We start from the raw sequence: 26,346 nt of genomic DNA on the forward strand, positions 1-26,346 counted from the left end.
TGACGACTTAGGGTTGGCCTAGCAGCTCGGATTGGATGGTACTTGCGGCGTATAGGGATGCATCTAGTGGCAAATTCCCAAACGCGAGCTGGCAAAGGAGGTAATTTGCGCCTGCCTCCTCCAGCTGATTGAGCAGAAGGCGTCGGACGGGCGTTGGCGTTCCGACGACGCACAATTCGCTCTCGATTGCCGCATCGAATGTCGGCGGAAGGGCCTGTGGCGGCGGGATATCATTGAGCTCGTAAAGGAATTTGAAGCTCCGCAGCCATTGCTCGTAGGCGGATCTAGCCAGCGAATAAGCGTCCGTCTCGGATCGCCCAATCACGACCATGCGCAGCAATCCAACGAATGGCCCGCGATCAGGGGCGCAGGGACTGCGCTCTCGATGTGTGCGGTAAGCATCGGAAATTTTGCGAACACCGACGGAGGGACCCACGCAGGCGAGGTTCGCGCCATTGCCAGCGGCCCAAATTGCCGTGTCGAGCCGATTGGTGGTCACCCATATCGGGGGAGATGGACGCTGGTGAGTCGTTAATGTCAGAGGAACCTCGTTCAACTGGAAATGTCGGCCTTGGTACGACAAGGCTCCGCCCGTCATGGCCTTTAGGAGAATGTCATTGGCTTCCTCGTACCGGCTTGGCGCCGCGTCCTCGCAGATCCCGAAACAGCTCAACTCCACTGGAAAGCCCCCCCGTCCGAGACCCAGCTCGAGCCTGCCGCCGCTTAATTGATCAAGCATGCAGATCTCCTCAAAAGCGCGGAGCGGATGATAGAAGTTGAGCAGCATGACAAATGGGCCGAGACGAAGGTGCCGCGTACGCTGGGCGACACTCGACAGGAAAAGACCCGGCGAAGGACCTCTTCCATGGGGCGTGCAATGCTCTGCCACGTGATACGCATAGAAGCCGAGGCGATCGTATGCCTCCGCCAAGATAAGGCGATCTTCGTATTGACGACCAACATCGCGGCCGTCGTCGTCCAGGTGATCGAAAATCCCGCAGGTGAGTTTTGACGAAGGCTGTTGTGTCATTTGCATAGATCCTTTTTGGGCGGAATGCCTGCTCGTTCCCCAGGAGGGCTTAAGGGCGCCGCATTTATTATGGCCACATCTCACGACCGTCGGGTCTGAACTTCGATGGGTGCCCGTGCGTCGAGCGCACGAGATCGTTGTCTCGATTCAGCCCTGCAACACGCGCAGGCGCAAGCACTCAACGCGCGGTCACTTGGCCGTCACCTGCATGGGTCCTCGCCTGGCTCGAGCCGCTATCATCGGCTTCCTGTTTCATCAGCAGTATAACGAAGAGAGTGGACATCGACGCGCGGTTGGCTATCCACCTCGCTTCAGGCGTTCTGAGATCGCGGCAACGGCAGCTAAAAACGAGTCCATTTGTCCGTTTGTGCCAATGCTGATGCGGATGCAGTGGTCGATGCCGTCACCTGGAAAAGCGGCAACGAGTATTCCTTCTCTCTCCAGTGCGGCGTGCCACCACCTGCCGTCCTGTCCGTTCGGGACACGCGCCAGCAAGAAATTGGTATGAGAGGGCGCGACGTGGAACCCGAACTGACGCAGTGCGGCCGCAACTCGTTCTCTCTCGTGCCTGATGTGTCTATGGTTCTCTTCGTAGGCCGCGCGATGTGAAAGGATGCTGACGCCGACCGCATGCGCTATGACATTCATGTTGAAGACGTTCTGGATATTCCGCAGTCTTCCAATAAGCTCTGGATGACCAAGGCCAAAGCCGACGCGAATGCCGGCGGCCGCATAGCTCTTTGAAAGCGTTCTGAGGAGCAGGAGATTGGGGTGGCGGCGGACGAGCCGTAGACCGTTATCAGGTGCGAAGTCGACATAGGCTTCATCCAACACGACCAAGCGGTCAGATTGTGCCACGAGGCGTTCGATGTCGGCGATGGGGGCGAACGTCCCAGTCGGATTGTTCGGATTAGCCAACAAGATGAACTTGGCGTCCTTTGCCGGACCGAACAGCAGCTGATCAATCGGAATCGAATGCGAGTCGCTCCACGAAACTTCGAGAAATTTGGCGCTCTGCAACACAGCTAGCTTACGATTGAACGAAAATCCGGGAGACAGCATTGCGACGCTATCGCCCGGCGCAAGAAAGGCCCTGTAGATCAGGCCGAGAAGCTCCGACGATCCGTTGCCGGCGATCACATGGTCCTTTGAGAAGCCGTAGGCATTGGCGGCAGCCTCCCTCAAACCGATGTTATCGTTTTCCGGATACAGATACTGACGCTCGAGCGCCGAGATTGCACTTCGCCATACCATTGTTGGTAGTGGAAATGGGTTCTCATTGGTGTTTAGTTTCACGTAACGCGCATCTGGCGCCCGCTGGCCGGGCGACTGGGCTTCTAGATCCTTAGCCGGCTGCGCCAGAGAAGAGAGCACACTTTGCAGTTTTGCATCGACCATATTCTTGTCCCTCTTGATACGCAGACGGCAGTCGCCATTAAGAGTGTGCTTGACGGTCTAGCGAGAAATCCGTTTCGCACAGCTGACGTGGCGTCGCCTGGCTCGTTGGCGGTGCACGAGCCAAAAGGCGGCGGTTAGAATGCAGCGCATCGCAAGAACGATCTGGCTGTTTGTTCGCGACGTTGCGATCGCTCTGTCAATCTCAGCCGACTGCGCGCAGCCGAGTCTGGTCGCTAAGCCAGCCCTTGCAGTCCCAGCACGATCGAGCCGCAAGCCTTGGTTTGAAAGTCGGTACATTGGCAGCGTCATGCGATGCTCCCCGGCGAGGCACTGACCTGCGCCGGCTTTTCTGAAGGCCGTGGCGACCTGTTTGCCGAAGCTACAATTTGACGCTACGTGCGAATCAAGTCCTGTCGACGTGCTCGTCGCACGAATTCGCGCAAGCTCGTGGCTGAACGCTCGTTGGGCCGAGCTCGGGCTTTGAGAGCGCCTGCGGCGAATCAAGGGCGGTTCGGGCGGTATCACGGGGCAAGATCGGTCGCCGGGGCGAGCGCTGGACGGCTCTCGGGCAATCGACTGTTGGAATTCTGCCCCCTTTGTCAGAAAGCAAACACAGCCCATGTCCTGAGCCCGCGCCCCTTCGCGAGACGACATTTGGCTGCGCAGTCTTACGTTGTTGATCGCAGTGGCCCAGATCCTGCAACGCGCCCAAAGATCGCGTTATGGGAATAAGGTGTGTGTTTGGGCCTCGATCTTGGCGAAGAACGTGGGAAATTCAGTCGGCCGGAGCCGACGACTGGCGCCCGTCGGCCTCACGTGTTTCGAAGGTAACATCCGGAGCGAGGACGCAAGACGCTGGTTCCGGCCGCGGCCTCGCGCAATCCCGAGTGCCTTGCTGGAGCGCCGTCTCGGGCCGCCGGCTGGCCGATGGCCCTCTGCACACATCCGCCGCTTCAATGTGGGCGATCCAGGTGCGACCCGGCAACCAGTGTCAAGATCGAGGTCAATCGCGGCACATATCGGCAGCTACTATTTGCCGCCCTAGACGTCGATGAATGGCGGGCGCAATCGCATGCATCGATCGATACTGGCGGCATTCCTGCGACGGAGCCGGACGTCACCAAGCTCGCCGTTGACGAGTCCAGTTAAGACTTCGCTCGGCCCATTCCACTTGAATTGGCGACCCGATGTGAACCGCGTGGTTCTGTTCGTCAGCTAAGGGCCACGCCGACATCGATACTGTGATCGCCGGCGTTTGCGCGTTCGCCTGCCTTTGCAAGCAGCGATTAACCTCCTTGCAAAGCGAGGTTCTCGATTCTGACGAGCGAAATCGCACGCAGCAACATACCGCGTCAGATTCCCGGCAATGCGATAGCATGCGAGAGCAGGCGTTTTGTCGCAGGTGAGGAATGAGCATCCCTGCAAAACATCGGCGCTCCTCGCATGGGACTGCACCAGGAGAGACCGCTAGCATCGCATTCCAATGTTTGGCCGGGAAAAAATCCCATTCTGATCGGGAAAAAGATGACGCATGCGCCAAATTGTTATTCAAAGGTTGCCGACGGCTCGCGGTCGGCTACAGATGGAGTCGGAAAATCGTTGATGCAGGTCCATGGAACTCGTGCCGTGCACTGTGAACGCAGGACGACCTCATAACAAGGACGTTAGGACCACGATGCGTTTATAGCAGTGCCATGAAAGAGCGCTATGTCTAGCTGGCGACCTGAATTGCGCACGAGCATCAGGCGCAGCATCAAACTCGCAAAATCCAAACAAGATGGTAGGGAGGATGCTGAAAATAACGGAGACGTCGTCATGTTGAACATCGCTTCCGCACACGAAAGGCCTGACTCAGTGTCGGAGACGAGCCAAACTGTACCCATTGTGACGCTGCACGAAAGCGCCGTTGTCGGGATCTTCGAAATCTCGAAGATACTCGCCGCCCCCTGCCGGCTCGAGCTCACGTTGGCCAACGTCGTGGATATTCTGCATTCGTTTGTTCAGATGCGGCACGGCATCGTCTCGCTTTTCGACCATGATGGCCAGCCAGACATTACGGTCGGAGTCGGCTGGACCGAAGGCAGCGACGAGCGGTACCGGACGCGGCTCCCACCGAAAGCGATTGATCAGATCATGGCGACGGACATGCCGCTCGTGGCCGAGGACATCGCAGTCCATTCGGCGTTCACGACGGCCGACCTCGAGGTGCTCGGTGCCAGCGATAACGCACGGGTGTCGTTCATCGGCGTTCCCATTCGGATCGACGCGAAACCAGTTGGCGCGCTGACCATCGACCGTGTTCTGGACGACAGCTCAAGCATACGGCTCGAATACGACGTGAGACTTCTCACCATGATCGCCAATCTGGTCGGGCAGACCGTGAAGCTGCATCGGCTCTTTGCGACAGACCGCGAGCGACTGATGGCGGAAAAGGATCGATTGCAAAAGCAATTGGCCGAAATCCAGCAACCCGCTCGCGAGCGCAAGAAGGTCAATGTGGAAGGCATCATTGGCGATAGTCCGGCGCTGCGCGCGCTGCTCGACAAGATCGCGGTGGTTGCCAAATCGAATAGCACGGTTCTGCTGCGCGGCGAATCCGGTACCGGGAAGGAGCTGGTGGCCAAGGCTATTCACGCCCTCTCGGCGCGCTCCAAGCGGCCGTTCATCAAGCTCAACTGTGCGGCGCTCCCCGAGACCGTTCTGGAGTCCGAATTGTTCGGCCATGAGAAAGGTGCTTTTACCGGTGCCTTCAGTTCGCGCAAGGGGCGCTTTGAGCTGGCCGACAAGGGTACGCTGTTTCTGGACGAGATCGGAGAGATCTCGCCCTCGTTTCAGGCAAAGCTGCTGCGCGTCCTGCAGGAGCAGGAATTCGAGCGTGTCGGCAGCAATCAGACCATGAAAGTCGACGTTCGCGTCATTGCAGCCACGAACAGAAACCTGGAGGAAGCGGTCGCAAATAACGGGTTCCGCGCTGACCTCTATTACCGTGTGAGCGTGGTTCCCTTGCTGCTGCCGCCCCTGCGCGAAAGGCGCAGCGACATTCCGCTGCTCGCCGCCGAGTTTCTCAGGAATTTCAACAGCGAAAACGGCCGCACGTTGACATTCGATCAAGGTGCGACGGATATTTTGATGAATTGCGGGTTTCCGGGTAACGTCCGTGAACTCGAAAATTGCGTGCAGCGGACAGCGACCCTCGCCCCAGGACCTTCGATCTGCAGAGACGACTTCGCCTGCTGCCACGGCCAGTGCCTTTCGGCGATGCTGTGGAAGGGGGGATCTGAAGATGTGGCGCCGCATGCGCGCCCAACTTGCGCAGGGGCCCCGAAGCCGAGCAGCGCTGAAGCTGGTCGGTCGACCGCCGGCGCTGTCGCGCCTGTCCGGGACGCGCAGGCTGGGCTGGGGCCGGCCGGCGCCGCGCTCGTAAGTACCGGACAGATGACCGATCCCGAGCGCGTCATCGCGGCCATGGAGCGGTCGGGTTGGGTTCAGGCAAAGGCGGCGCGCCTGCTTGGCGTTACTCCCCGCCAGATTGGCTACGCGCTGAGGAAATACGGCATCGAGATCAAGCGTTTCTGAGCGGTGTGGGGGCGGTGCGACCATAGCGCTGTCGCGATGACGACGAATGTCCGAAATGCGTCTGCACGTGTTGGAGCACGTCAGGCTCTCAGAACTTGTTGTTTACATCGACTCATGCCTTAAACCGCAAATGGTACGACATTTGCTGTGCTTTCTCCGGATTTCGAAGGTCTCTGGAGAAGCACATGCACAATGTCGTCTGCATCAAGCAGGTCCCTGATTCCGCACAGATCCGCGTGCACCCTGTGACCAACACGATCATGCGTCAGGGTGTGCCCACCATCATCAATCCTTATGACTTGTTCGCGCTCGAAGCTGCGCTCGATCTGCGCGACAAGTTTGGTGGTGAGATCACCGTCCTTACAATGGGCCCACCCTCGGCCGAGGACACTCTTCGGAAAGCCCTCACCTTTGGCGCCGATCGCGCGGTGCTGCTGACCGACCGTTGCTTCGCGGGTGCGGACACCCTGGCAACCACCTACGCACTCGCGACCGCCATCCGCAAGATCGGCAAGGATTATGGCCAGCCTGACCTCATATTCACGGGCAAGCAGACGATCGATGGCGACACAGCGCAGGTCGGGCCTGGTATCGCAAGGCGGCTTGCTGTGCAACAGCTAACCTATGTTGCCAAGATCATGACCATCGATCTCACCGCGCGCACAATCGAAGCGGAGCGGCGCTCCGAGGGCGGCACCCAGGTGCTGCGCGCAAGCCTGCCGTCGCTCATCACCATGATGGAGGCCACCAACCAGATTCGCCGTGGCGCAATGGCAGATGCTTTGCGCGCCGCTCGAGCGCCAATTGTAAAATGGAACGCCCAGGAGGCTGGCGTCGAGGATGTTTCAAAATGCGGTCTGAGAGGCTCGCCCACCGTTGTTAAACGCGTCTTCGCGCCCTCGGCGCGCGCAGAGAAGGCAGCCATCGTGGATGCTGCCGAGCAGCCGGCGCAAGCCTTGATCGACACCATTTTCAAGCAGAAGCCCAAGCTAGAAGCTGAGCTTGCCGCTCTCGCCCGAGGCTCATGACCCGGGGAGAGGTTCGGGCGATCGGCAAGGACGAGCAGCGGCCGTCGACGAGCTTACGCCGGGGCAGAGCAGGTGGGTGGACAGAGCGTTAAGCCGAAAGTTGCAGGCTACGAGTGGCGATGATCCTGCGATTCCACTGCGCCGTCGAGCATTTGGACGTGTGGAGTGCAAGCGGACATGGCTTCTCCTTCGTGATCGCTTATGCGAGCCGCGCAGGCCACGGCTTTCACGGCCGTCCCGGCTATGTGGCGTCATGGCGCCCGCTTCATCAAAGTCGTAGCGCAATCAAGATCGCTGGCTCGCCCTTCACAACGTTCGCCGATGCCGAGCAAGCCTGCAACTCGACGCTGAAGCATCTGACAGCGTGAAGCTCAGAGCCGATGCGCTGCACCGAACGGGAGCGTCAACAGCATATGGTGATTGGCCCCACCAGGTCGGTGAGAAGACGTCGCACAGTTGCGGCCGAGACGTTCTTTTTCTGGCGTTGCCTCTTGGTTTCCAGATCGAGCCGCTCGGCCGCGGACTCTAGCCCAACTTAGGGTCCACTTAGGGGGAGCGTCATGTCTCTGGCAGCCGATTGGGTCGCAGAATGAGTGGCCGTATCAGTCGCCGTCGGGTCGAAGACGTCCATGTCTGGGGGCGAATGCGGCGACGTATTCCATCCGCACGAGCGGCGCAAAGCCCATGGTCTCCTTCGGGCAACCTCGCGCAGAGTCGTATCCGGCATGCTGATTGCTAGAGATGAGAAGACCCATTTCAACAATTGCGGTCCTCGCAGCGACCAGCCCAGGAGTTCATCTCAGATGTATCGATTTGTGCAAATTGAAAAGCGCGCGCCTGCACCGCTGACTAGCGTCCGGTCTTTGAAGTGCTCTCAATCGCAGCTTATGCCCCAAATGCGTTTTGTCCAGGCGGCCATTCCTCAGTTCTTTCGGCCAACGGATCAGATGTGGTAGGCGGATCACGCGATCGGACCGCGGATCAGTGCTCGGCGGAAACAGGGCAAAGTGTCAGGCAGGAAGTTTTGATAAGCTCAACGCAGGCAATTCGTAAACGCCTCCTCGAAGCTGGCGTGTCGTTTGCGCCAAACGCCAACATCGCAAAACACCTGCTGCCCGGTGACATTGAGGTGATACAGACCGAGGTCGAGCGGCACATGCAGGCTGTGCTGGATGCCCTGGTCATCGATACCAATCGCGACCACAATACGCAGGGGACCGCGAAGCGAATTGCCAAAATGTACGTGCGCGAGGTGTTTGCCGGCCGCTTTGAGGCTGGCCCCGAGGTCACGGAGTTTCAGAACGACAGCGGCCTGGATGAGGTCTACTCGCTTGGCCCTATCGCAGTGCGTTCGGCGTGCGCCCACCACCTTGTCCCCGTCACCGGCCGCATGTGGGTCGGTGTTCTGCCTGGTGACAAGCTGATCGGTATCAGCAAGTTTGTACGCCTCGCCAACTGGATCTTGTCGCGACCCCACCTGCAAGAGGAAGCGACCGTCATGCTGGCGGACGAGCTTGAGGGCCGTCTCAAGCCGAAGGGATTGGCCGTCGTCCTCAAGGCACAGCATCAGTGCATGGTCTGGCGCGGTGTTCGTGAAACCGGAGCCATCATGACGACCAGCATCATGCGCGGAGCCTTCCGCGACAGCAAGTCAATGCGTAGCGAATTTGTGGCGCAGATCAAGGACTAGGCGTGACATACCTATCGACGAAGACATACGGCCATGAGGTCGGCCTATCTGCCACGTTTCGCCAGTGGCGCGCAAAGTCGCATTGTCGCCTGCTGCACGGTTACTCGCTGTCGTTTCGTTTCGAGTTCGAAGCCTACACCCTGGACGACAAGAATTGGGTCGTCGATTTTGGCGGCCTCAAAGAGCTGAGGGCGATCCTCGAAGGTACGTTCGACCACAAGACGGTCGTGGCCGCAGACGACCCCGAGCTCGAATGGTTTCGCGAAGCCGCACGGCGCGGCTTAGCAGACGTCGTTGTGCTGCCGGCAGTTGGCTGTGAAAAATTTGCCGAACACGTCTACCGCGTCGGCAGCAACTGGTTGTCGGAAAAGGGACTTGCTCCGCGTTGCCGGCTGGTGTCAGTCGAGGTGAAGGAGCACGGCGCGAACAGCGCCATGTATCGGGAGGCAGGCCGTGCTGCCGATTAACGAAATATTTGAAACCATCCAAGGGGAAGCCTGCAAGGCGGGCACACCGTCCGTGTTCGTACGGTTGCAGGCATGCCCGGTCAGGTGTCCCTGGTGCGACACCAAGCACACTTGGTTCGTCGATCCAGAGCGGCGAGTGTCGATAGCCGATATGATGATCAAGACCGAGGACACCAACACCTGGGCCATGATGTCGCCGGAGGACGTCCTGCTCGCGGTGCAGGCGTTCAGCGCCCGGCATGTCGTGATTACGGGTGGCGAGCCCGCGCTGTACGACCTGCGGCCACTGACCACGCTGCTCGTCGATTCCGGATTCTCGGTGCAATTGGAGACATCGGGCACCCAAGCCATTCAGGCGCATCCCTACACATGGGTGACCGTTAGTCCGAAAGTTGGCATGCCGGGTCGGCGATCTGTTCTAGGTGAGGCCTTGCTGCGTGCCAATGAGATCAAACACCCGGTGGGCAGGCCTGCCGACATCCAAAACCTGCTGAGCCTGCCTATCGAGTATGCGCTCAAGCCAGAGATATGGCTACAACCATTGAGCCAAAGCCGGAAAGCGACGGAGCTGTGCATCCGAGAGGCAACTGTACGCAACTGGCGCGTCAGCATCCAAATGCAGAAGTATATCGGCGTGCGGTGAATCCCGCTAAAGCAACTGTCACAAAGTCCACGTTTGCTACCGCGGAAATGGTTGTGAATTCGGACAACTTGACCGAAAACCGGGCTCCTCGGGCAAACCGAGCAGGAGCCGGGCAACGCAAGCCGCTTATTGGCTCCTCACAGGAGCCTTGAAGAATCCTTCCTTTGCCAGGCGAAGATGTCTGTCCAGTGTCGTGTGCAGCGACGCACGAAGTTCAAGCGGGATCGAGTCGTCTGTGTCGATCAGTTCCCGAATCTTCAGAAACATGCGGTCGATTGAGGTGAGCGTTGTCGTCATTCGCCCCGGTATCATCGGTTCTTCCTTAGCGACAGCCGCCGACGTCAAGCGAATAGCCAGATATTCTGGCGGCTCAATAATCTCGGCGGTGGCAAGCCAAGCCAGCTTTCGCCGCAACCGCAAGCCTACAATCTTACGCAGCGTAAGGTTCAAGCCCTTTCGATGGCCGAGTGGAGCTTTTTTCACTCTCAAAACAACAAAATGTGCCTCCTCGCAATCACCGGCATTGAGACAAGCGGCTCCATCGTCATGGCTAACGGTCGAGACCACGTCTGCGGGCACTTCCACACGCCCCGTCAAGCTCCAATGGGCCGGGTTTCAGCTTTGCAACTGATCATCGAGACTTGCCAGACATCAACCCGTCGCGGATGCCAGTGCAACGAGACTCCGATCGTGTCTGATTCCGCGGGCACGGAATGAGGTAGGTCGAGGGAAATCGCGTCAGGAGCCGCTGATTGTCAGGCCGGCATTCTCCAGCGCCTGGAGAATCTTGCTCGCAATGGGCCGCGCGTCAGCCTGCCCCTCACCGACCAAATCATCCGCCAGCGTCCGGGCAATCACATCGTGCGCATCCTCACGTTTGAGCGCCTCGAGCTCGGCATATTCGCCGCAGATCTTGCAGGCGATCACCGGCCGACCGCTCCAGGGATCGTGCGTTGCAACTTCGTACCATTTGTCGGCCTCACATTTCGGGCAGCGCATAGGTGAACTCTCCTGGTACGGTTCTGATCGATCCGCTTGATCTGCCTTTCGCTCCAAACCACGCATCTCGTCTGCTGCTGCCAAATCGGGGTTGAAGAGCCGATCTCCTCGAAATGCTTCGGGGATACGATGGGGGGACAGTGGTAGCGAATCCGCTCCTTCAGGCTGGAGGAGGACAATACCGACGGCACTGCAAATAGCGGTCCGTGAGAGCGTCCGATCGGCTTTGACGTTCATTCATCGTGATCATCCATATTCTCTCGGAGCGGCCAAAAGAGGCGTGATGTCCGCCGGCTCTGCTTACGAAGCTCCGCAGATTCCAGATGCGCGACCACGCCAGGCAAATATCCAAGGAACAAGGGGAATGGATCAATCAAAACGGGGCCTGGCGATCTCAACAGCGCGCGATGCTGGTCTGATAGCAGGCGATTTCATCATAGCTGACGGGCCCCGATCAGAGCGCGGACCACAGATCAGTTACAGCGCCGGTCGAAGACCGGCCGGTGGCGTGCTGAACGAAGTCGCCCAAGGGTTCGATCATCTGCAGTGCGTCCGTGGCGCTAGCCGGGAACATTTCCGATCTCCTCCGTGAGGCGCTTACTCGCCGCGCTGCGCGATAGTACGCCAATATCGCGGATCGCCTGGCGACTGAACTCGAACCCAGCGATAGGGAGCACGCGACCACGATCGGATCTGCGGAGTCAGATTGTCCAGCACGAGGTCGCCGCTCTTAGTCCGTACCACCAGGACCAGATGATGTTTGCCCGAGGCGGTCACGACCTCGGCGAGCAACAGCGCTCGCGGCGGCCATCCACGCTGTAGAAGTTGGTGGCGCTTGCTGACGGCGTAATCGTTGCAGTCGCCGCGCTCCGGATCAATGAGCCAGGCTTCCACCGGGGGACCGGGTTCACTGGCTTCCGGGATAATGGCGCTGTTCACCGTCTGGTTAGCTTCTTTCAAATCTGCCCACCGTGCCTCGGTCAGGTGGACCGGACCGCCGCGAAACAGGAGGCGGAGGCGGCATTCATCCTGATAGCGCAGGCAGAACATGGTGTATGCCATTGGAGGGAGCGCCGGACGGTCGAGCTTGAGGTGCGGAGACGCCGACACCGCGATCGCCGGCATACCCGACGATCTCTGATCGGCAGATCGAGCGGTCGTCATCGTTTGAGAGACCATTGTGGTGGCTGCGACTGCAGCCAGGATTAACGTCCTGCGCATGCTGTAGCTGACGGACGGCCGATCAGACCCGAGGTCACGAGCACGAAACGACAGATCCACTGCGGCGGAGCTACGAGGCGCAGAGACCCGAGGAACGCCATCATCCAAAGGGTCTGTCGTCCGCAGCACCTCTGCGACGCCGCGGTCCGCCAGTCATGCGCAGGTCCACTCCGTACCGGCAGCCCGTGCGCGGTGCCCCCAAAACAGCAAGACATGTGCAACCCCTTGTGACTGCGCGGGAAGAGATCGAGGACGAGCAAAGGCCCGCCTGCCTGATCCGAAAACCGTACAATCTGACGCCACGTGCGATTCAAGCCCCCATGAAGGCGGTGCGAGCGTGTTCTGGCTCACGCCGTTCCGCGGACAATTCGCTGCGCAGAAGTCGTCACCAGATCCTGGTCCGCAGGGCGGTCCAACCGCCGACGACTCTTCACTTGTCAGCGCGGAGAGTCCGTTCAGACAACCAGGACCTGCGCTCGTTTTGCCTCTCGGGTATTACCGCCAACGATCTTCGCGACATCAATAATGTCCGCCCTGACCAAAAATGGCGCCGCTTCACCTGGTCTAGCCGTTGCATATCCATTTCCATGAAGCGCAAAGGCCCATCGAGCGGTCCAACACACTGGCGGCAGCGAGCTCAGGCGACGCTTGCCAAGGCGGAGTCGTTCGATTGTCCAAAGTCAAAAGCCAAGCTGCTTAAAATCGCCGAGGAATATGAAAAGCTGGAACGGTGGGCCGACGAGCGGGAAAGATTGAGAAGAGATGCCGACGAGGAGCAATGAATATCTTCAATCCGGTGGCTTTCCGAGAAGATCTCTCTCGGCTCTGGCCCGCAGCATTTGAAGTGACCTCGACCCATGCGCCCGCACCCCTGACATCCCGCGCCCATGATCCGCACGTCGCCTTCGATCTCCGGAATTCGAAGGATGTCTCACCGACTCGAATTCGATGGAACTTTTAAGTGGATCTAGCAATGCGACGACAACGTGTGCTGTCGCCCAGCGGCATCGAACTAGACGTTCGGATAGGCTCGCGTACCTGGAAGTGAGCACGCGCGTCGCCCCCGCCCATTCACAGACGCGACGGATCATCGCGGCAGCCTTCAGGGTGGCACGTGGTTTGCTGAAGCCTCTGAGGGGAAGGGCTCTCCAGTGCCTATGCCTCGCCGGCCCGACGCGCCTTTTTACCCGGCAAGGCGCGTCGGGCTTTTTCGGGCTGTTCAGCCGAGAGACGCGCAATGAGCTGTATCAACCAGCATGCGACATCGTTGGCCGTGTTGAACATCGACGCACGTCGTGTTGGGTTCGTAAGATTTGGGACATTGTCGGGCAGGCAAGACATAGTGGACCAACCCTCACGCAGGAGTATCGGCGATAGCTCGCGGCAACACATTCAATGATCGTCGGGTTTCTCGGCCAAGCTCAGCGGCACATCATTTGCAACAATCATCGTGGGCATGGACATGGGCTTCCCCAGCGCCACGTCGATGCCTCAACCTCGCCAGGTTGAGCCCGACGCCCCTCCAGCCTGCTCCGAGGGCGTCGGGCGTTTTTACGTTGAGGCATTGCGATCGTTTTCATCCTTGCTATCGACCGGCGACATCGCTCTTAGGACCAGGGCGCGGCTCGAACCGAGCAACGCCGCAGCTCAGGATCTACCTTCCAAGAGCGAGGCTGAGTGGCTCAAGACGGGAGGTGTGATCACGGAGCGAAGACGAACGCCAACCCGACGCGGGTGAGGCGCCGATCCGATGATCGGCGTGCCGCAAGGGAGACTCGTGCGCAACTCTCGTCGGCAGATATGCGTCATCCTCCGGGTACTTGGCTAATCTAAGAGCCGGCACAGGCTTACCGCTGCGGCAAGACTCGCAGCGATGAAGGCCTCCGGAGCGTCAACGCAATAGGCGATAAGCATGGCCCACAAGCTTACCGAAAACGCGATGGCCCACTTCATTTGTATCTGTCTTTGGCGCGGGCGAGGCTCGGCGAGCCGGGTCGTCGGCGCATTAAGCGCAGCACGCACCTGTGGCGGGTTGCAGTCGCCCATCGAAAAACCCCGGCAAGCCCGTAGATGCTCATCCAGGCAAGCGCGGCGAGGATTGCCGCAAGCGACCAAAGTTGTGGCGTGCCCGACTTCAGGGTGAGATCACAACGCGCCGTTCGCAGCGCGTCCTGCGCGTTGATCAGGCGTCGTCTTGGTTCACGCCAGTGCATCATCAGCACTCATCTATCCTAGTGAATCGAGGCGAGCGTCGCATCCGCGAGAAATCGAATGTCACCATGACCAGGCGAAACGGCCCGTTGCTCGCAAATTGATGATCGGAACGGCCAACGCCCGGCCGACCTCATCGACAGCCGATTGGGACGTTAAGCCAAGCCTAGCCCTGGCCAATCTCCGGATTGGTCGAGGCAGGTATCGGTTCGATCGTGATTGCGAGACCGTCAAGTGCATCTCGGACAATTGCCAAGCCGCGATTCGTCCGCGTGTTGATCTGCGTGGGTTGACCAAGTGTCATCGAGAGATCCCGCGTTGGTGGGCTGCACGCAAGCGCTCGCTGCCGCATATTCCGCTCAGCAATTGGCGTGCCGCAGGAAGCGGTGCTGTAGGCGTTCGTTGACGCAAGAAAGCCCAGCGTTTTGGCGTCGCCGCGGCAAATGGTGTCGCGCTTAGGGTCCGGTTTCCGACATCTTCGTCACGAACCGGACCTGAATGCTAAGCGGTGCGCAGGCGGTCTTTTCCGTTTGTGTCAACCAAACTCGTGTGAGGCAATATCGAAGTTGCTCGAATCCCGCGGTTTGGAGTCTACGACATCTTGGATTGACGCGCTCGCAGCCCATGATTTGGTTCTTGCTCCACGCGTCCCAGCGGGGATATTCGAATCTGAAGCTGCCCAAGGTCTTTCGGAATGCGTCGCTGAACGCCACTTTCCCACAGACTGATCATTCGAGAGAGAGTGATGCAGCGACGAATGCGAGCGCGAGCTTGATTGACCTGACGAACTCAACGGCTGCGGCCACATAGATGACGTATTGGGATTGTTTCAGGCTGACCTATGTGCGGTAGCATTGGGTGAAGTCGATGAAGCACCGGCGAAACCTTCGTGTGCGCCGACTTCAGATGAGTTGAAAAGCCAAGGAGGACGCGTGAGAGCGCAGATCATAGATAGATTGGAGGCCGGCCGCGTACAGCATGGGCAGTTCGCCAGCGCGCCAGGGTCAGGTCCTTGTGGTCTCTTTTTTGTTCAAGGACCTTGCGGCTGTAAACTGCAAATCGCAGCATTGGTCCGTCCGGGATGGGAGCACGTCTCCGTCTCGACGCCGCGGCGTTGTCCGAACTGGGAAGAGATGTGCTTCGTCAAGGACCTGTTTTGGGATGAAGAGGAATGCGTCATGCAGCTGCACCCGCCATACTCGCAATATGTGAACAACAGCAGGTACTGCCTGCACCTCTGGAAGCCCATTCGTGAGAATATTCCAAGGCCACCGGCATCCTTCATAGGCGTCGTCGGCCTCGGACCGTCCGAGGCCGCGTCGCTGGTGGCACAAATGAGAGCACGATCGTGATCGAAGTGTGCGGTTGACACCCGGCCCAATGCACTCGGACGCTGGACCTCGTCGGTCCACGTCTCCTATTTCAAGATGGAGAGGGCCCGTCGACTGCACGGGTCAGCGATTCATCGCTTGGCCTCAAAATGAGCGCGCCGGCATGAGGCTCAATTCGAGGTCTCGGAACAGGGTGTAATTCCGCCGAATCCATTGATGCAGCTCCGTGGTCGAATCCTTCTCGTGGCGCAAATACCCCGTAAAGGAAAACGTCAGGCGATCGATATAGGTCTTCAAAAATTGCGGCAGTGCGAAGATGCGCAGCACAGGAGCGCGGTCCATTGCTTCGGGCAACTCGCTGCGCAGCACGAACTGATTATGGACGGTGATCAGCGCTGGTGCCCGGATCTGGTGCCGCAACACCTCATAGCTCCGTGAGGAGACGCGATCTGCGCACCCGACAAATAGGATGATTGGTGCGACCTGGTTGCGTACCGCCTCCCTCATGAACCCAATCTCGATGCACATTTTGAAGAACTCGTCGAATGCGTGGAAACCGAGATCAATCACCTTCGCGACCCCGTCGTCCAGGATGAGCCGGTCCATCAACTGCATCTTGCCCCAAGTGTCTGTCACATCTGCCGTCTCGGTAATTGTGGGCAGGTAGTCGACCAGCGACGGCTCCCTCAAACTGATGTCGAAGGAGAGCACAGATCCGTTCTTGAGCAACAGGAACTCGCTCAAGAGCCGCGCGATCAGAGTCTTGCCGACCTGCAGGCCGGGAGAGCAGATGATGTAGACCGGCGTGGGCGGCATCTCCAGCGACATCACACGACTTCGTATATTCCCCAAGGTGCATACCAAAAGGGCTACGTTTCACTGCTGCGGGGCCTTGATGTGGCGCCAGTCACATCGGTCAAATTGATGCGGTCATACTCGGACCAGACGTTGGCCAGCCAGTGCCGGACATAGCCCCGCAGCACAAAGGAGTAGTTCGCGATCTCATCGAGCGGCCCCTTGTTCGCGACGAAATTGACGAACGAAACGGAAGCGACCTCGACCTGCTCATAGGCCATCTCGTTGAGTTTCGGGATCGTCAGTTCGGTGGCTCCCTTGATGCGGTGAAAATACGAGTCGTAAGTCGACTGATCCCACTGAAAGAACTGGGTATCATTTATGAAATTTTTGACGAGGAAGTATTTCGCGCCGTTCATGAAATTGGAAGTTTCGGCGATCTCGTCCAGAGAGGCGATCGAAGGGCCAAGGATATGGAAGACGGCAAAGGTGATCTGACCAGACTTTACTGAATCCAGGAACCCGATGTCCCGCAACGAGTTCAGAGCGACCGATAGCAAACCTGCGCGGACGTCGATCACCGTGACCGACAGCCCGGCGTTCAGGGTGTCGAAGATCCTCATCTGGTCTGCCGTCGTCGTCATATCGACGATCTCAGTGATGTCGGAATGAAAGCGCTTCAGCGTACCTCGCGGTGACTCCGTGTCAAAGGCGCGGGTCTGCACCTTGTTCACGCTGAAATAGTCCAGAAGCGTCCGACATACGGTCGTCTTGCCGACCCCACCCTTGTCCGCGCCCACCACAATCACAACCGGCTTCGCCATCGAATTCCCTTTAAGACACGCGCTACGCCAACCGCGAGGCGCGATCGACAGTCTTTGCTTTGGACCTGAACATGGCAGAAAGAAGAGGTCGTCGAAGTTTTGCAAATTTATGCGAGCGAGGTCTGACGTGGCAGCGCTCTACGTCAGGTTTGCGGCCATCTAACAGCTCGGAGAATCCGGACTGCGGCCTTCGTCGTCGATCTGACGTGACGTCAGGTTTGAACTCGGAACGCCAGGCACATTCGGCGTCTATCGCGTATGGGCAACACAGAGCCAACGGTGCGGCGTCATATGCCGCCTGCTCGCTTGCAGGCGAGGGGACCACGCAGAGATATCTTGGGCAAAACGAGAGCGGTCGCGAAAGCTAGACAAACTGGATCGGCGGCAGGACCAGCTTGGCCGAAAGAGGGCATCGTGCCTCGGTCGAATCAAGAGAGCGAGCTTTCGACTGAAGTGTTGCCTTGATGGACGTGTCGACGGCTTTACAGTTGAGCGACATTGCGCAGCCAAGTGTGCAGCATGAGCGTCGACATAAGCCACCGCGGGGTTGTGAAATGAGCGCACATCATGCTAGGGCCGTCGCAAGGCTGGCGCCGCCGCAGGACGGTTCGCTGTTTTGTCGGTCATAACTTGGCCGTCAATTCGCGAGATGACGTTTGCGGGCGGGCCAACAGCTGAAAGAAGGAAGAGGGGTGCGTCAGGCTGAAATGGATGTCGTCGAGCACATGCTCGCCTCGCTAACTACATGCGCGCTTCAGACCCGGGTTGCCCCCAGTAACGAACAGGTTGCGCATCATTTCGAGCTCGCCTGCAAGAGAGTTGGACTCCTTGTTACGCCGGCGTCTGCCATTCGAATCTTCAAGCGCCTCGCGCACGAGGTTCAGAAGGCAGAGTGGATTCTGGAATTCGTCGGTCCTAATACCGGTGAGTTGCAATGAGCAACCAATAGAGTTGATGTGAGTTTGCGAGCGGAACCACTGTCCGTGCACGCAAAAGCCCTCGGCGTACGTCGGATGTAAACGGCGCCGAGGGTGTTGCTCGCGGGTCGCGCATTTGGATTGTGGCGCATTCCCGTTTGGCGCGAGGTAACGTTCCAGGATGACGCGATACTGGTCCGCGGCACAATCCCCGTCGTCACACTTTCTGTATCTGGTGCAACGCAACCGGGCTTGTTGGCAGCAACCATTGCGACGTTTGGTCCGCCGCGTGACACACGATCGCAGCTTGATAAGCCCAATTGAGGAGTAGTGCCGCTTCAGATTGCCAGCGCGTCACGCCAAATTGTCGGAAACCGCGCAGGTCGGCGGCAGCTCGTTCCTCGTGCGATGAGCGCCGGTCTATCGTACAGATCTTGAAGGTAGCGGCCATTCAGCCGCGTGTGTCGTCCAGCATCCAGTCAGGGCGAGCTGGCCGACGATCCGCAAGTCGACCAGCCAACGGCTGAGTATGCAGTGCCATCGAGTGGGAGCGCGATCGCTGATCGCAACCCAGAGCATTGGTGCCGGACCGGGATGTTCGGTATCCATCCGAGCTAGGCCGCGGACAGGGGCTCACCGATTCCACCGCTTGAGGAGTTCGGGGTCCTCCTTGTGCATCCTGATGAGCTCCGTCAGGTTTTCGATGCCGAAGTCGGTGAACGCCTTGACCTGGTCGTCACCTATGCCGTAAACCCAGATGACGCCATCCTCTGTGTCCATTCCGTTGGCCACGTCCCAGAGCCAGTCTTGGTCTACGCCGAGGTCTTTTGCGACGCGAGCGATGGTGAAGACGGTGTGAACCTTGTTGACGTGCATGGCTACGCCGCCTGGGCGGAGGACCTTGACGCAGGAGGCGTCCAGTTCCAGGGCAACAATTCGTGCAGGCGGTTCTGCGGCATGTCGGCGATGCGCGCGAAGACGTCGGCAAGCCAGGCTTTCGGGTCGATGTCGTTGAGACGCGCCGTCATGATAAGCGTGGCCATCACGGCAGCCCGCTCGGCGCCGCGATCAGAACCGGCGAACAACCATGCCTTTCTTCCCAGAGCAAAACCGCGCAACGCTCGCTCTGCTGCATTGTTCGTCATGCAGATCCTTCCGTCGTGGACAAGGCGGGCAAAGCCCTCCCAACGGTTGAGCAGATAGTTGATCGGCTTAATCACGTTGGACGAACGCGAGAGCCGGGCAGATTCCGCCCGGAGCCAAGCCTCAAGGTCGGTCAGCAGTGGCGCGCTTCTCTCCCGACGGATCCGCAGCCGCTCCTCAGCATTCAATCCGTAGATCTCGCGCTCGATCTCGAACAGCTGGTCAATTCGACGAACCGCTTCCAGCGCGATCGGCGAGATCGCCGTCGCCGACCGTCCGCGGCGCGCGTTCTGGGCGATATCGGCCAGTTCGAAGAACGCCCTCCGGCCGTGCGCCCAGCAGAAGGCGGGCGTGGCAGGCGACGCCTTGCGCCCGGGATCGAAGAGAGCGTTGAACCCCTATAGGCATCGACCTGCAGGATCCCAGCGAAGTTCTGAAGATGCCGCGCGGGATGCTCGCCGCGCCGATCACGTGAGGAGTAGAACAGCGCCGCCGGTGGATCTCGCCCGCCGAATGGCCGATCGTCGCGAACATAGGTCCGAATCCGGCCGGTATCTGCTTTCCCCTTCGCCAGTATCGGGATCTTGGTGTCGTCACCGTGGAGCCTGTCGGCGGAGAGCACATAGGCTTCGATCAGTTCAAAGATCGGCCTGGTCGCAAAGGCTCCCGCGCCCACCTGGTCCGCCAGCGTGGAGACCGACAGGTCGATCCCTTCGCATTTGAAGCGCTGGCTCTGTCGATTTAGCGGCTGATGCTGACCAAATTTGTCGAACAGGATCGTTGCCAGAAGCTGGGGTCCGATATAGCCCCGCGGCGTGGCATGGAACGGCGCCGGCGGCTGCGTGATCGCCTCGCAATCCCGGCAACTGAACTTCTCCCGCACTGCGTCGATCACCTTGAACCGGCGTGGGATCTCCTCCAGCGTCGAGGTCACGCTTTCGCCGAGCTTCGACAGTCGCGCCGACCCGCAGCAGCGACACTGCGTCGGGGCCGGCAGCACCACGCGCTCCCGCTCGATATCATCGGGAAAGGGCTGGCGCACCGGCCGCCTGCGCTCAAACGAACGCACCGTCTGCGTCTTCCCGGCCGCCTTCTCGGCAGCGAGTTCATCTTCAGTCGCGGCCGCCTCGAGTTCCTCAAGCTCAAGCTCCAACTGATCGAGCAGCCGCGCCGACCGCTCGGAGCGCGCGCCATATATCGTGCGTCGTAGCTTCTCGATCTCGAGCTTGAGATGGGCAATCAGCGCTTCGGTGCTCGATTGCTTCGCCTGGGCATTGGCCGCTTCAGCAAGTCTGGCTTCCGCCGCAAGCCTGGCCGTGCGCTCGGCTAGGATCATTACATGCGCGGCGGCAAGATCGGGCGGCAGGTCGGCGCTGGAGTCCATAGCCAGATGGAATCACATTCGCTGCCAAACTCAAATGACAAAGTCTCAGCCACCAGCGGACGCCAGGCCTCTTGGGGATTGCGCCAGTCGATGCCGGACAAGAGATAACTCATCTGCGCCTGCGAGATCGACACAACGCCATCCGCCAGCGACGGCCATATAAAACGGCCTCTCTCCAATTTTTTTGTAAACAGGCATGCTCCCTGGCCGTCATGCCAGATCACTTTCAATAAATCACCCCTGCGTCCGCGGAAGCAGAACAAATGACCACTCAGCGGATCGCGGCGCAGCACCTCTTGCACCTGCAACGACAATGAGGCGAAGCCTTTGCGCATGTCGGTGTGGCCCGTCGCCAGCCACACCCGAACTCCCGTAGGAACCGGAATCATCGCGAATCCAAAACCTCGATGATCCGGCGAAGCGCCTCAACGTCGACGCCCGCATCGACAATGACCCGCCGCCTGCCGGTTAGCTCGATCTCGATCCGACGCTCCGTCGAATGTGCGGTCGCGCTCTCCGATGGCGCCGCCACCGACGCAGCGGGCACCCCATCGGCCACAACTGCCTTGACAAAGCCAGTCTCGGATTTGGTCCGGGTCGCCGCGAAGGCTCTTCGCCAAGTCACCAACAGAGAACGCGAGAAGCCGTATCGCCGCGCTGTCGCCGCAACCAGGCGCGGCTCCGATAGGCTCTCCAAAACAATCCGCGCCTTCTCTTCCTCAGACCAACGCCGCCGCCGGCCTGTATCAACCACTTCCAGTCGATTCACCGTACTGATCGTATGGCTGTCCATACGTACAGTTCTCAACCATCAGGCCAACCCGCCGCAAGGCGTCTCCCCTCTGAGGCTTACGATGTTCGATGGCTGTTGGCAGGAACTGAAACGGCGCCCGCTCTGGCGGTCGGCCGCGCTCAGCAGCTCTCGACCATACGCTTCGCGGCGCATGGGATTACAGGGGCGCCCCTTTGTGCCGCAGACGGGCTACGTATCTTGTTGTTGGCAGCTTTGCTGACCTGCAAATGTCGCTTCTGTAGCAAAGCGCAGTGTCGCATTCGGACGAATGTCGGAGTTGCTTCGATCCTCCGACCCGTCGAATGACCGACGAGTGGCTCAACACACTGCTTTCAGACGTGAATTCATGACTGCCGGAAATTGGTACGACACTTGCTGTCCTAAGGCCAGCTCGGAAGTTCCGGAGTCCCGCATGCACCGTTTCGTCTCGATGAAGCAAAGTTGCAACTGCGCGCGGGTCCGCGTCGGACGCGCTGAGACGCTTGGTCATTGGCGCTTGAGATGGCATGCGGTTCTTGTGCGAGGTTCTCGTCTTCGGCAACGGCCATCTCGTGCGGCTCGCCGAGGGCGTCTTCACCAGCATCGAACAAAGAGAGCGCATGCGCTTTGCTCTACCGCGGATCCGGGTTGCGGAAACGCAAATAGGCATCCCGAGGCTCCGCCACCGCTATGGCGCCTGCGATTGCACAACCGCACTCTTTTAGAAGTCGGTCATCCTCAACTCAGCGAGGAGCTCGCCGGCAGTCCGATAGCGGCCGCTCTCACTGTTCATGATAGCCGGCCCTGCGCGCTGCGACGAGCCGAATCGCAGCTGTCCACACGACAGTTAAGACGTGGCGGGCTTAATCCGTCGACACGCGTCCGCGGCCTTCTCGACTCGTCGCTGCTTCGAGGCGCCTATCCCTTCCGAGCGCGTTTCGGGAGAGTTTACCCAGCTCTGGAACTGCGTGCCGCAGCGCTCGAGCGCTCGCATTGCAAAGACGCGAAGCCCAACGGTGAAGGCGAGTGAACGACGCCCGCCCTCACCAAGCTCTGCGCGCAATGACGCAGTACGACTTTTGGGCCGTGGGGCCTCGTGAGGCGCTACATGGATCTTTTCAATTTCATCGAATGCGCCAAGGCTACTCACTCTATCAAAGTCTTGTTTGACCTTCTCGTAAGCTGTGCGAGCGAGAAAGGCTTCAGTGAAGTCGCTTATGGAGCCCTCACTTTCGCGGAGGCATGTGGTCTGCCTGAATATCTGCCCTCCGGGGTAACGGTAACCTTCCCGTCCGATTGGTGCGGCCGGTACGTTGAACGCAAGTACCGTGTCATCGATCCGGTGGTACGACGGGCGCCAACGCTTTCGCGGCCGTTCCTGTGGGATCAACTTGCCAAAAAATGTCAATTGCAACCCAGCGAGCAGCGCGTACTCGCAGAAGCCAGAGAGGCAGGTCTGAAGCACGGTGTGAGCGTGCCGTTGTACGGACCATTGGGCCAAGTGGCTCTGGCATCCTTTGCATCCCCGTTCGACGATGCTGATCCGCACTGCCAGATGGGTCATCTCAACGTACTGGCCTGGCACTTCCACATTGCTCTTGCGGAGATCTCGCGGCCCTCCGGTAGCGGATCAAATTGCGAAGTTGCACTGTCTGAGCGGGAAAAAGATTGCTTGCGATGGGTGGGAGAGGGCAAGTCCTCCTGGGAAATAGGCAAGATACTCGAGGTGAGCGAGAATACAGTCAACTTCCATCTCAAGAACGCGATACGAAAGCTCGGGACTTCAAACCGGACCCACGGAATTGCAAAGGCCATTCGCCAAAACCTCATTTGAATGCCCGGCCCGCCCCTGCACCCGGCAGTATCATTCGGTAAGGGACGACCGTCCTGCCCGCGATGTGCAACCGACCAAGCTGGACATCGCCTTGAGCCGCACGTCGCCGTGGCGAGCGGTGCCCGTGGACGGCCAATTTCGCAGCTTCCTTACCGCCAAGGAAGGGTTGAGCGGACGCCGAGTGTTTCAGCAAGCAGGGGCTTAGGTTCGCACGGGCAGTGACGGATCAGTCCTGATCGTGCCTGCGCAGACAAGGCTGGGCGGCGGTCCAAACCGCTGTCATTTCTGGGGTGGCGGCAAGGTCATTCCCGCGTTGGTCCAGCTACCAAATATCGGTCCTGACAGATCCTTCGGCAGACCGATCAGCACGCCAATGGGACCTGCGTGGCCGTGGCGATAAGCCATGACCACAGACCGATCATCGCTAGAGGTAAACTGGAATGTCCCGGTAAAATGTCGACTTCGCAACACCGCAATGTTTGTGCTCCGACACAATGGGCAGCTGGTTGGCGGAGGACCGGCGGCATCGCGGTCAGAAATCGGTGCAGTCGATTCGATCAACTCAGATCGCTTGGAGAAGTTGTCGAGTTCCCCTCGTTCGGGAGTGCTGATCGTACCGGCGTCGGCCTTCAAGTTGAGGTCATACATGCGATCGATCTCCGCGTCGCGCTGCTGACGCATCTGCATCGCCGCACAATACGCAGCTTGTGCTTGCTGTTGCTGCTCGGTGAGTTGGGCCAGCCGCAAGTTGTCGCCGTTGTCCGCGGCTCGCTGAATCTCATCTGCCAGAAAGCCTTGACTGGCATGATAACGTCGATCCGCATCCTCGCGTCGCATCATCTCGTCCAGCAGCTCGGGGGCGAGATCGTTCATCTGCCGGACTTTGCTCTCGCTAACATATGTCTCATTGCCTTGTGCGTCGACATAGATGAGGCTCGAATAGACCGGTGCCGCTTCAATCGTCCACACGGGAGGATACGGTCCGTCAACGAACCCGAACACAGTGTCATTTAGGGTCCCGCCGCCCACGTAATAGTGAGCCGGTGTCTCCCGATACTCGAGTTCGTGTTGCGGTGCTATGCCGTTCGAACCACGATGGTCGATGACGTCTTCGATAAACAGCACGCCAGGCGTACCCGGATGCGCGTCAATATATCTCTTGGCTTGTTCATAACGAAGAGTGCGACGCTGCGTTGTTTCCGGCGCGGGTCCATATACGTCCGCGAGAAACATGACGGTCGCGTCAATGGACCCAGACTCCGCGGTATCAGTCGGAACTGGGGTTGGAGCCTCTGGCGTTTCAAATGGCTTCCTTGCAGACATTGCTTGGGGCGATCGATCATCAGCCTCACCTGGCGCGGCATGTTCCTCCACCGCGGCAAGCAGGTGGGAATGTTGAGCACTGGCTTGAGCTTGAGCGAGAACAAGCATGCTACAAGCTACAAATATCTTACGCATTGGAGAGCCTCCGTCTTGGTGTGGTGCAGCCCAGGTCAACAAGCGCGGAGAACCGCACCAGTTGACCATCTGGCTCGACTAGTGAGAGTGCCGAGGAAGTCCTGTTACGGGGTGCGAAAGGCACGAGCGTGCGCTCGTCCCCTTGACATGTGCATCAGGGTATCGAGCGGCTGAATGAACCCATCGAACCGTGATGAGTTGCGATCAATTCACTCGGCCTGTTCGACGATGTTGTCTTGCCAACGGTAGACAATGAAGCCGGGAGCCGAATTGTCGCCCTTGGCGTCGAATCGGACGGCACCGATCACCGTGTCAATTGGCTGCGAACGAAGCGCAGCTGCCACTTTCGATGAATCAAAAGTGCCGGCGCGCTTTGCGGCCTTCGCCCATGCCTGCACAGCCGCATAGGCGTAAAGCGAATAACCTTCCGAAGACCGGTTGGAGGCCTTGAGACGTGCCACGACGCTCGCCGCCTCAGCATTCGTGGTGGGATCCGGCATAAAGGTGAACAGTGTTCCGTTTCCGGCTTTGCCCGCGATCATCGAAAAATCGTGGGTCATCAGAGGATCATTGCCCATCACGGTCATACCTGCACCTGCTTCTGAGGCCTGACGCACGATCAGCCCGATCTCATTGTAGTAGCCACCGATGTAAGCAAGTTTGATTCCGTCCGCTTTCATCCTCGAAACCAGGGCCATGTAATCCTTCTCCCCGGCCACGTAACTTTGTCGCTTCACATCCGATATCCCGACCTCCCGAAGATGAGTCGCAACGACATCGGCGATGCCTTTGCCAGCGGTGCTCTTGTCGTCAAGGACGGCAATCTTGGTGTTGGGGAAATGCCGTCGGATATATTCGGCCGCCACGACACCCTGTTGGTCGTCGCGCCCACAGATACGAAACACGGATTTGATGCCACGCTCCGTGAGCGCGGGATTGGTGGATCCGGGCGATATCTGAATAAGTTGCGCCTCGTCGTAAACGTTGGAAGCCGGTATCGACGAGGAAGAACAAAAGTGGCCAACGACCAACTTGACCTGATCTGATGCAAGCCGATTGGCGACTACGACCGCCTGCTTGGGATCGCACGCGTCGTCGGCGACGCTCAACACGACCTTCGTTCCTGGAAGGAGGCCTGACGCATTCAAATCATCGACGGCGGCAGCAGCACCGTCCCGCATCTGCGCTCCAAGCGCAGCATTGCTTCCAGTTATCGGTCCTGCCACAGCAATATTGACGTCGGCCGCAGATGCAACGGACATCAAAGCAAGGAGTGGAATAGCTGCGAGAGAAATGGCGCCATGGATTGACATTATGAGAGTCCATGCGGGCTTGAGTTTGTGGCTGGTTTTGCCTTGAAAAATGTTTGCTGAGGCGTCGAACAATGACAGCCGTCGGACCGGCGGCCCTTGCTGTGAGCCGTTCTCCGCCCGGTGCTCGCGCGCGTGCCGTGGTAAGCGAAAGATGGGCCGAAGGATGCCCCAAAGATCCCTTCTTCCGGCAGGCACTCGGGCAGGGTCAGACGAAAGCTGGCTCGAACCGCACTCGCGGTCGGCGCAAACGCGCTGATCAGACTCTGGTAGCGCCATAACGATCCTTCATTGCTTGTCGAACGCCGAGAACGC

Annotated in this window: 23 protein-coding genes; 9 read left to right on the forward strand and 14 right to left on the reverse strand. The window is 59.1% G+C overall.

Going from position 1 to position 26,346, the window contains the following annotated elements; genetic code table 11:
• Positions 1 to 7 precede the first annotated feature (7 nt).
• Both RAD15_RS24705 and hisC read right to left on the reverse strand, forming a co-directional pair.
• Positions 8 to 1,030, reverse strand: a complete 1,023-nt coding sequence (locus RAD15_RS24705; RefSeq protein ID WP_458180795.1) for an LLM class flavin-dependent oxidoreductase — start codon at positions 1,028 to 1,030, stop codon at positions 8 to 10.
• A 297-nt stretch (positions 1,031 to 1,327) separates the two neighbouring features.
• Positions 1,328 to 2,428, reverse strand: coding sequence for a histidinol-phosphate transaminase (gene hisC / locus RAD15_RS24710; protein ID WP_458180796.1), 1,101 nt, complete (start codon positions 2,426 to 2,428; stop codon positions 1,328 to 1,330).
• Positions 2,429 to 4,243: 1,815 nt separating this feature from the next.
• Between hisC and nifA the strand changes: the two genes are divergently transcribed.
• From nifA to queE, 6 genes are all read left to right on the forward strand, one after another.
• Positions 4,244 to 6,004: a nif-specific transcriptional activator NifA gene (nifA, locus tag RAD15_RS24715; protein ID WP_458180797.1), complete on the forward strand. Its 1,761-nt coding sequence runs from the start codon at positions 4,244 to 4,246 to the stop codon at positions 6,002 to 6,004.
• 185 nt (positions 6,005 to 6,189) lie between these two features.
• Entirely contained in the window at positions 6,190 to 7,032 is an 843-nt protein-coding gene (locus RAD15_RS24720) for an electron transfer flavoprotein subunit beta/FixA family protein (protein WP_458180798.1), read from the forward strand.
• A 119-nt stretch (positions 7,033 to 7,151) separates the two neighbouring features.
• On the forward strand, positions 7,152 to 7,400 hold the full coding sequence (locus RAD15_RS24725) for a hypothetical protein (protein ID WP_458180799.1): 249 nt from the start codon (positions 7,152 to 7,154) through the stop codon (positions 7,398 to 7,400).
• 704 nt (positions 7,401 to 8,104) lie between these two features.
• The gene (gene folE, locus RAD15_RS24730; protein ID WP_458180800.1) at positions 8,105 to 8,722 is read left to right on the forward strand and encodes a GTP cyclohydrolase I; all 618 of its coding nucleotides are present in this window, start codon (positions 8,105 to 8,107) and stop codon (positions 8,720 to 8,722) included.
• Between the two features lie 2 nt (positions 8,723 to 8,724).
• Positions 8,725 to 9,189 carry a 6-pyruvoyl trahydropterin synthase family protein gene (locus RAD15_RS24735; protein ID WP_458180801.1) on the forward strand — a complete coding sequence of 155 codons (465 nt, stop codon included), beginning with the start codon at positions 8,725 to 8,727 and terminating at the stop codon, positions 9,187 to 9,189.
• Positions 9,176 to 9,832: a 7-carboxy-7-deazaguanine synthase QueE gene (gene queE / locus RAD15_RS24740; protein ID WP_458180802.1), complete on the forward strand. Its 657-nt coding sequence runs from the start codon at positions 9,176 to 9,178 to the stop codon at positions 9,830 to 9,832. The genes RAD15_RS24735 and queE overlap by 14 nt, the downstream gene beginning before the upstream one ends.
• A 126-nt stretch (positions 9,833 to 9,958) precedes the next feature.
• Here the strand turns inward: queE and RAD15_RS24745 are convergent, their stop codons facing one another.
• From RAD15_RS24745 to RAD15_RS24755, 3 genes are all read right to left on the reverse strand, one after another.
• Entirely contained in the window at positions 9,959 to 10,399 is a 441-nt protein-coding gene (locus tag RAD15_RS24745; protein WP_458180803.1) for a hypothetical protein, read from the reverse strand.
• 171 nt (positions 10,400 to 10,570) lie between these two features.
• Positions 10,571 to 11,068 carry a hypothetical protein gene (locus RAD15_RS24750; RefSeq protein ID WP_458180804.1) on the reverse strand — a complete coding sequence of 166 codons (498 nt, stop codon included), beginning with the start codon at positions 11,066 to 11,068 and terminating at the stop codon, positions 10,571 to 10,573.
• Positions 11,069 to 11,428: 360 nt separating this feature from the next.
• Positions 11,429 to 11,956: a transglutaminase-like cysteine peptidase gene (locus RAD15_RS24755; protein WP_458180805.1), complete on the reverse strand. Its 528-nt coding sequence runs from the start codon at positions 11,954 to 11,956 to the stop codon at positions 11,429 to 11,431.
• Positions 11,957 to 12,486: 530 nt separating this feature from the next.
• Between RAD15_RS24755 and RAD15_RS24760 the strand changes: the two genes are divergently transcribed.
• Entirely contained in the window at positions 12,487 to 12,834 is a 348-nt protein-coding gene (locus RAD15_RS24760) for a hypothetical protein (protein WP_458180806.1), read from the forward strand.
• A 1,167-nt stretch (positions 12,835 to 14,001) separates the two neighbouring features.
• On the opposite strand, the gene RAD15_RS24765 is transcribed toward RAD15_RS24760, so the two are convergent.
• Entirely contained in the window at positions 14,002 to 14,274 is a 273-nt protein-coding gene (locus RAD15_RS24765) for a hypothetical protein (RefSeq protein ID WP_458180807.1), read from the reverse strand.
• Positions 14,275 to 15,195: 921 nt separating this feature from the next.
• Here RAD15_RS24765 and RAD15_RS24770 point away from each other — a divergent pair.
• Positions 15,196 to 15,615 carry a DUF7694 domain-containing protein gene (locus tag RAD15_RS24770; RefSeq protein WP_458180808.1) on the forward strand — a complete coding sequence of 140 codons (420 nt, stop codon included), beginning with the start codon at positions 15,196 to 15,198 and terminating at the stop codon, positions 15,613 to 15,615.
• Between the two features lie 123 nt (positions 15,616 to 15,738).
• On the opposite strand, the gene RAD15_RS24775 is transcribed toward RAD15_RS24770, so the two are convergent.
• The 6 genes from RAD15_RS24775 to tnpA form a co-directional block, all read right to left on the reverse strand.
• A complete protein-coding gene (locus RAD15_RS24775; protein WP_458180841.1) occupies positions 15,739 to 16,410 on the reverse strand; it encodes a hypothetical protein in 672 nt (223 codons plus the stop codon).
• A gap of 53 nt (positions 16,411 to 16,463) precedes the next feature.
• Positions 16,464 to 17,213 (reverse strand): P-loop NTPase family protein, encoded by a 750-nt coding sequence (locus RAD15_RS24780; protein WP_426411869.1) that lies wholly within the window; start codon positions 17,211 to 17,213, stop codon positions 16,464 to 16,466.
• A gap of 1,550 nt (positions 17,214 to 18,763) precedes the next feature.
• Positions 18,764 to 19,006, reverse strand: a complete 243-nt coding sequence (locus RAD15_RS24785) for a hypothetical protein (RefSeq protein ID WP_458180809.1) — start codon at positions 19,004 to 19,006, stop codon at positions 18,764 to 18,766.
• A 2-nt stretch (positions 19,007 to 19,008) separates the two neighbouring features.
• Positions 19,009 to 20,657, reverse strand: a protein-coding gene (gene tnpC, locus RAD15_RS24790) for an IS66 family transposase (RefSeq protein WP_458180810.1) whose coding sequence is annotated in 2 segments (ribosomal slippage) — positions 19,009 to 19,673 and positions 19,673 to 20,657 — 1,650 coding nt in all. Because the reading frame shifts where the segments join, the coding sequence is not laid out codon by codon here.
• Positions 20,609 to 21,019: an IS66 family insertion sequence element accessory protein TnpB gene (tnpB, locus tag RAD15_RS24795; RefSeq protein WP_458180811.1), complete on the reverse strand. Its 411-nt coding sequence runs from the start codon at positions 21,017 to 21,019 to the stop codon at positions 20,609 to 20,611. Before tnpB ends, tnpC begins: the two co-directional genes overlap by 49 nt.
• Before the next feature lie 23 nt (positions 21,020 to 21,042).
• Positions 21,043 to 21,450: an IS66-like element accessory protein TnpA gene (tnpA, locus tag RAD15_RS24800; protein WP_458180812.1), complete on the reverse strand. Its 408-nt coding sequence runs from the start codon at positions 21,448 to 21,450 to the stop codon at positions 21,043 to 21,045.
• Between the two features lie 1,087 nt (positions 21,451 to 22,537).
• Here tnpA and RAD15_RS24805 point away from each other — a divergent pair.
• Positions 22,538 to 23,263: an autoinducer binding domain-containing protein gene (locus RAD15_RS24805; RefSeq protein ID WP_458180813.1), complete on the forward strand. Its 726-nt coding sequence runs from the start codon at positions 22,538 to 22,540 to the stop codon at positions 23,261 to 23,263.
• Between the two features lie 279 nt (positions 23,264 to 23,542).
• On the opposite strand, the gene RAD15_RS24810 is transcribed toward RAD15_RS24805, so the two are convergent.
• Together RAD15_RS24810 and RAD15_RS24815 are read right to left on the reverse strand one after the other, a co-directional pair.
• The gene (locus RAD15_RS24810) at positions 23,543 to 24,721 is read right to left on the reverse strand and encodes a hypothetical protein (protein ID WP_458180814.1); all 1,179 of its coding nucleotides are present in this window, start codon (positions 24,719 to 24,721) and stop codon (positions 23,543 to 23,545) included.
• 209 nt (positions 24,722 to 24,930) lie between these two features.
• Positions 24,931 to 26,034: a branched-chain amino acid ABC transporter substrate-binding protein gene (locus RAD15_RS24815; protein WP_458180815.1), complete on the reverse strand. Its 1,104-nt coding sequence runs from the start codon at positions 26,032 to 26,034 to the stop codon at positions 24,931 to 24,933.
• Positions 26,035 to 26,346: the final 312 nt, after the last annotated feature.

It is taken from the genome of Bradyrhizobium sp. 14AA, assembly GCF_054185205.1.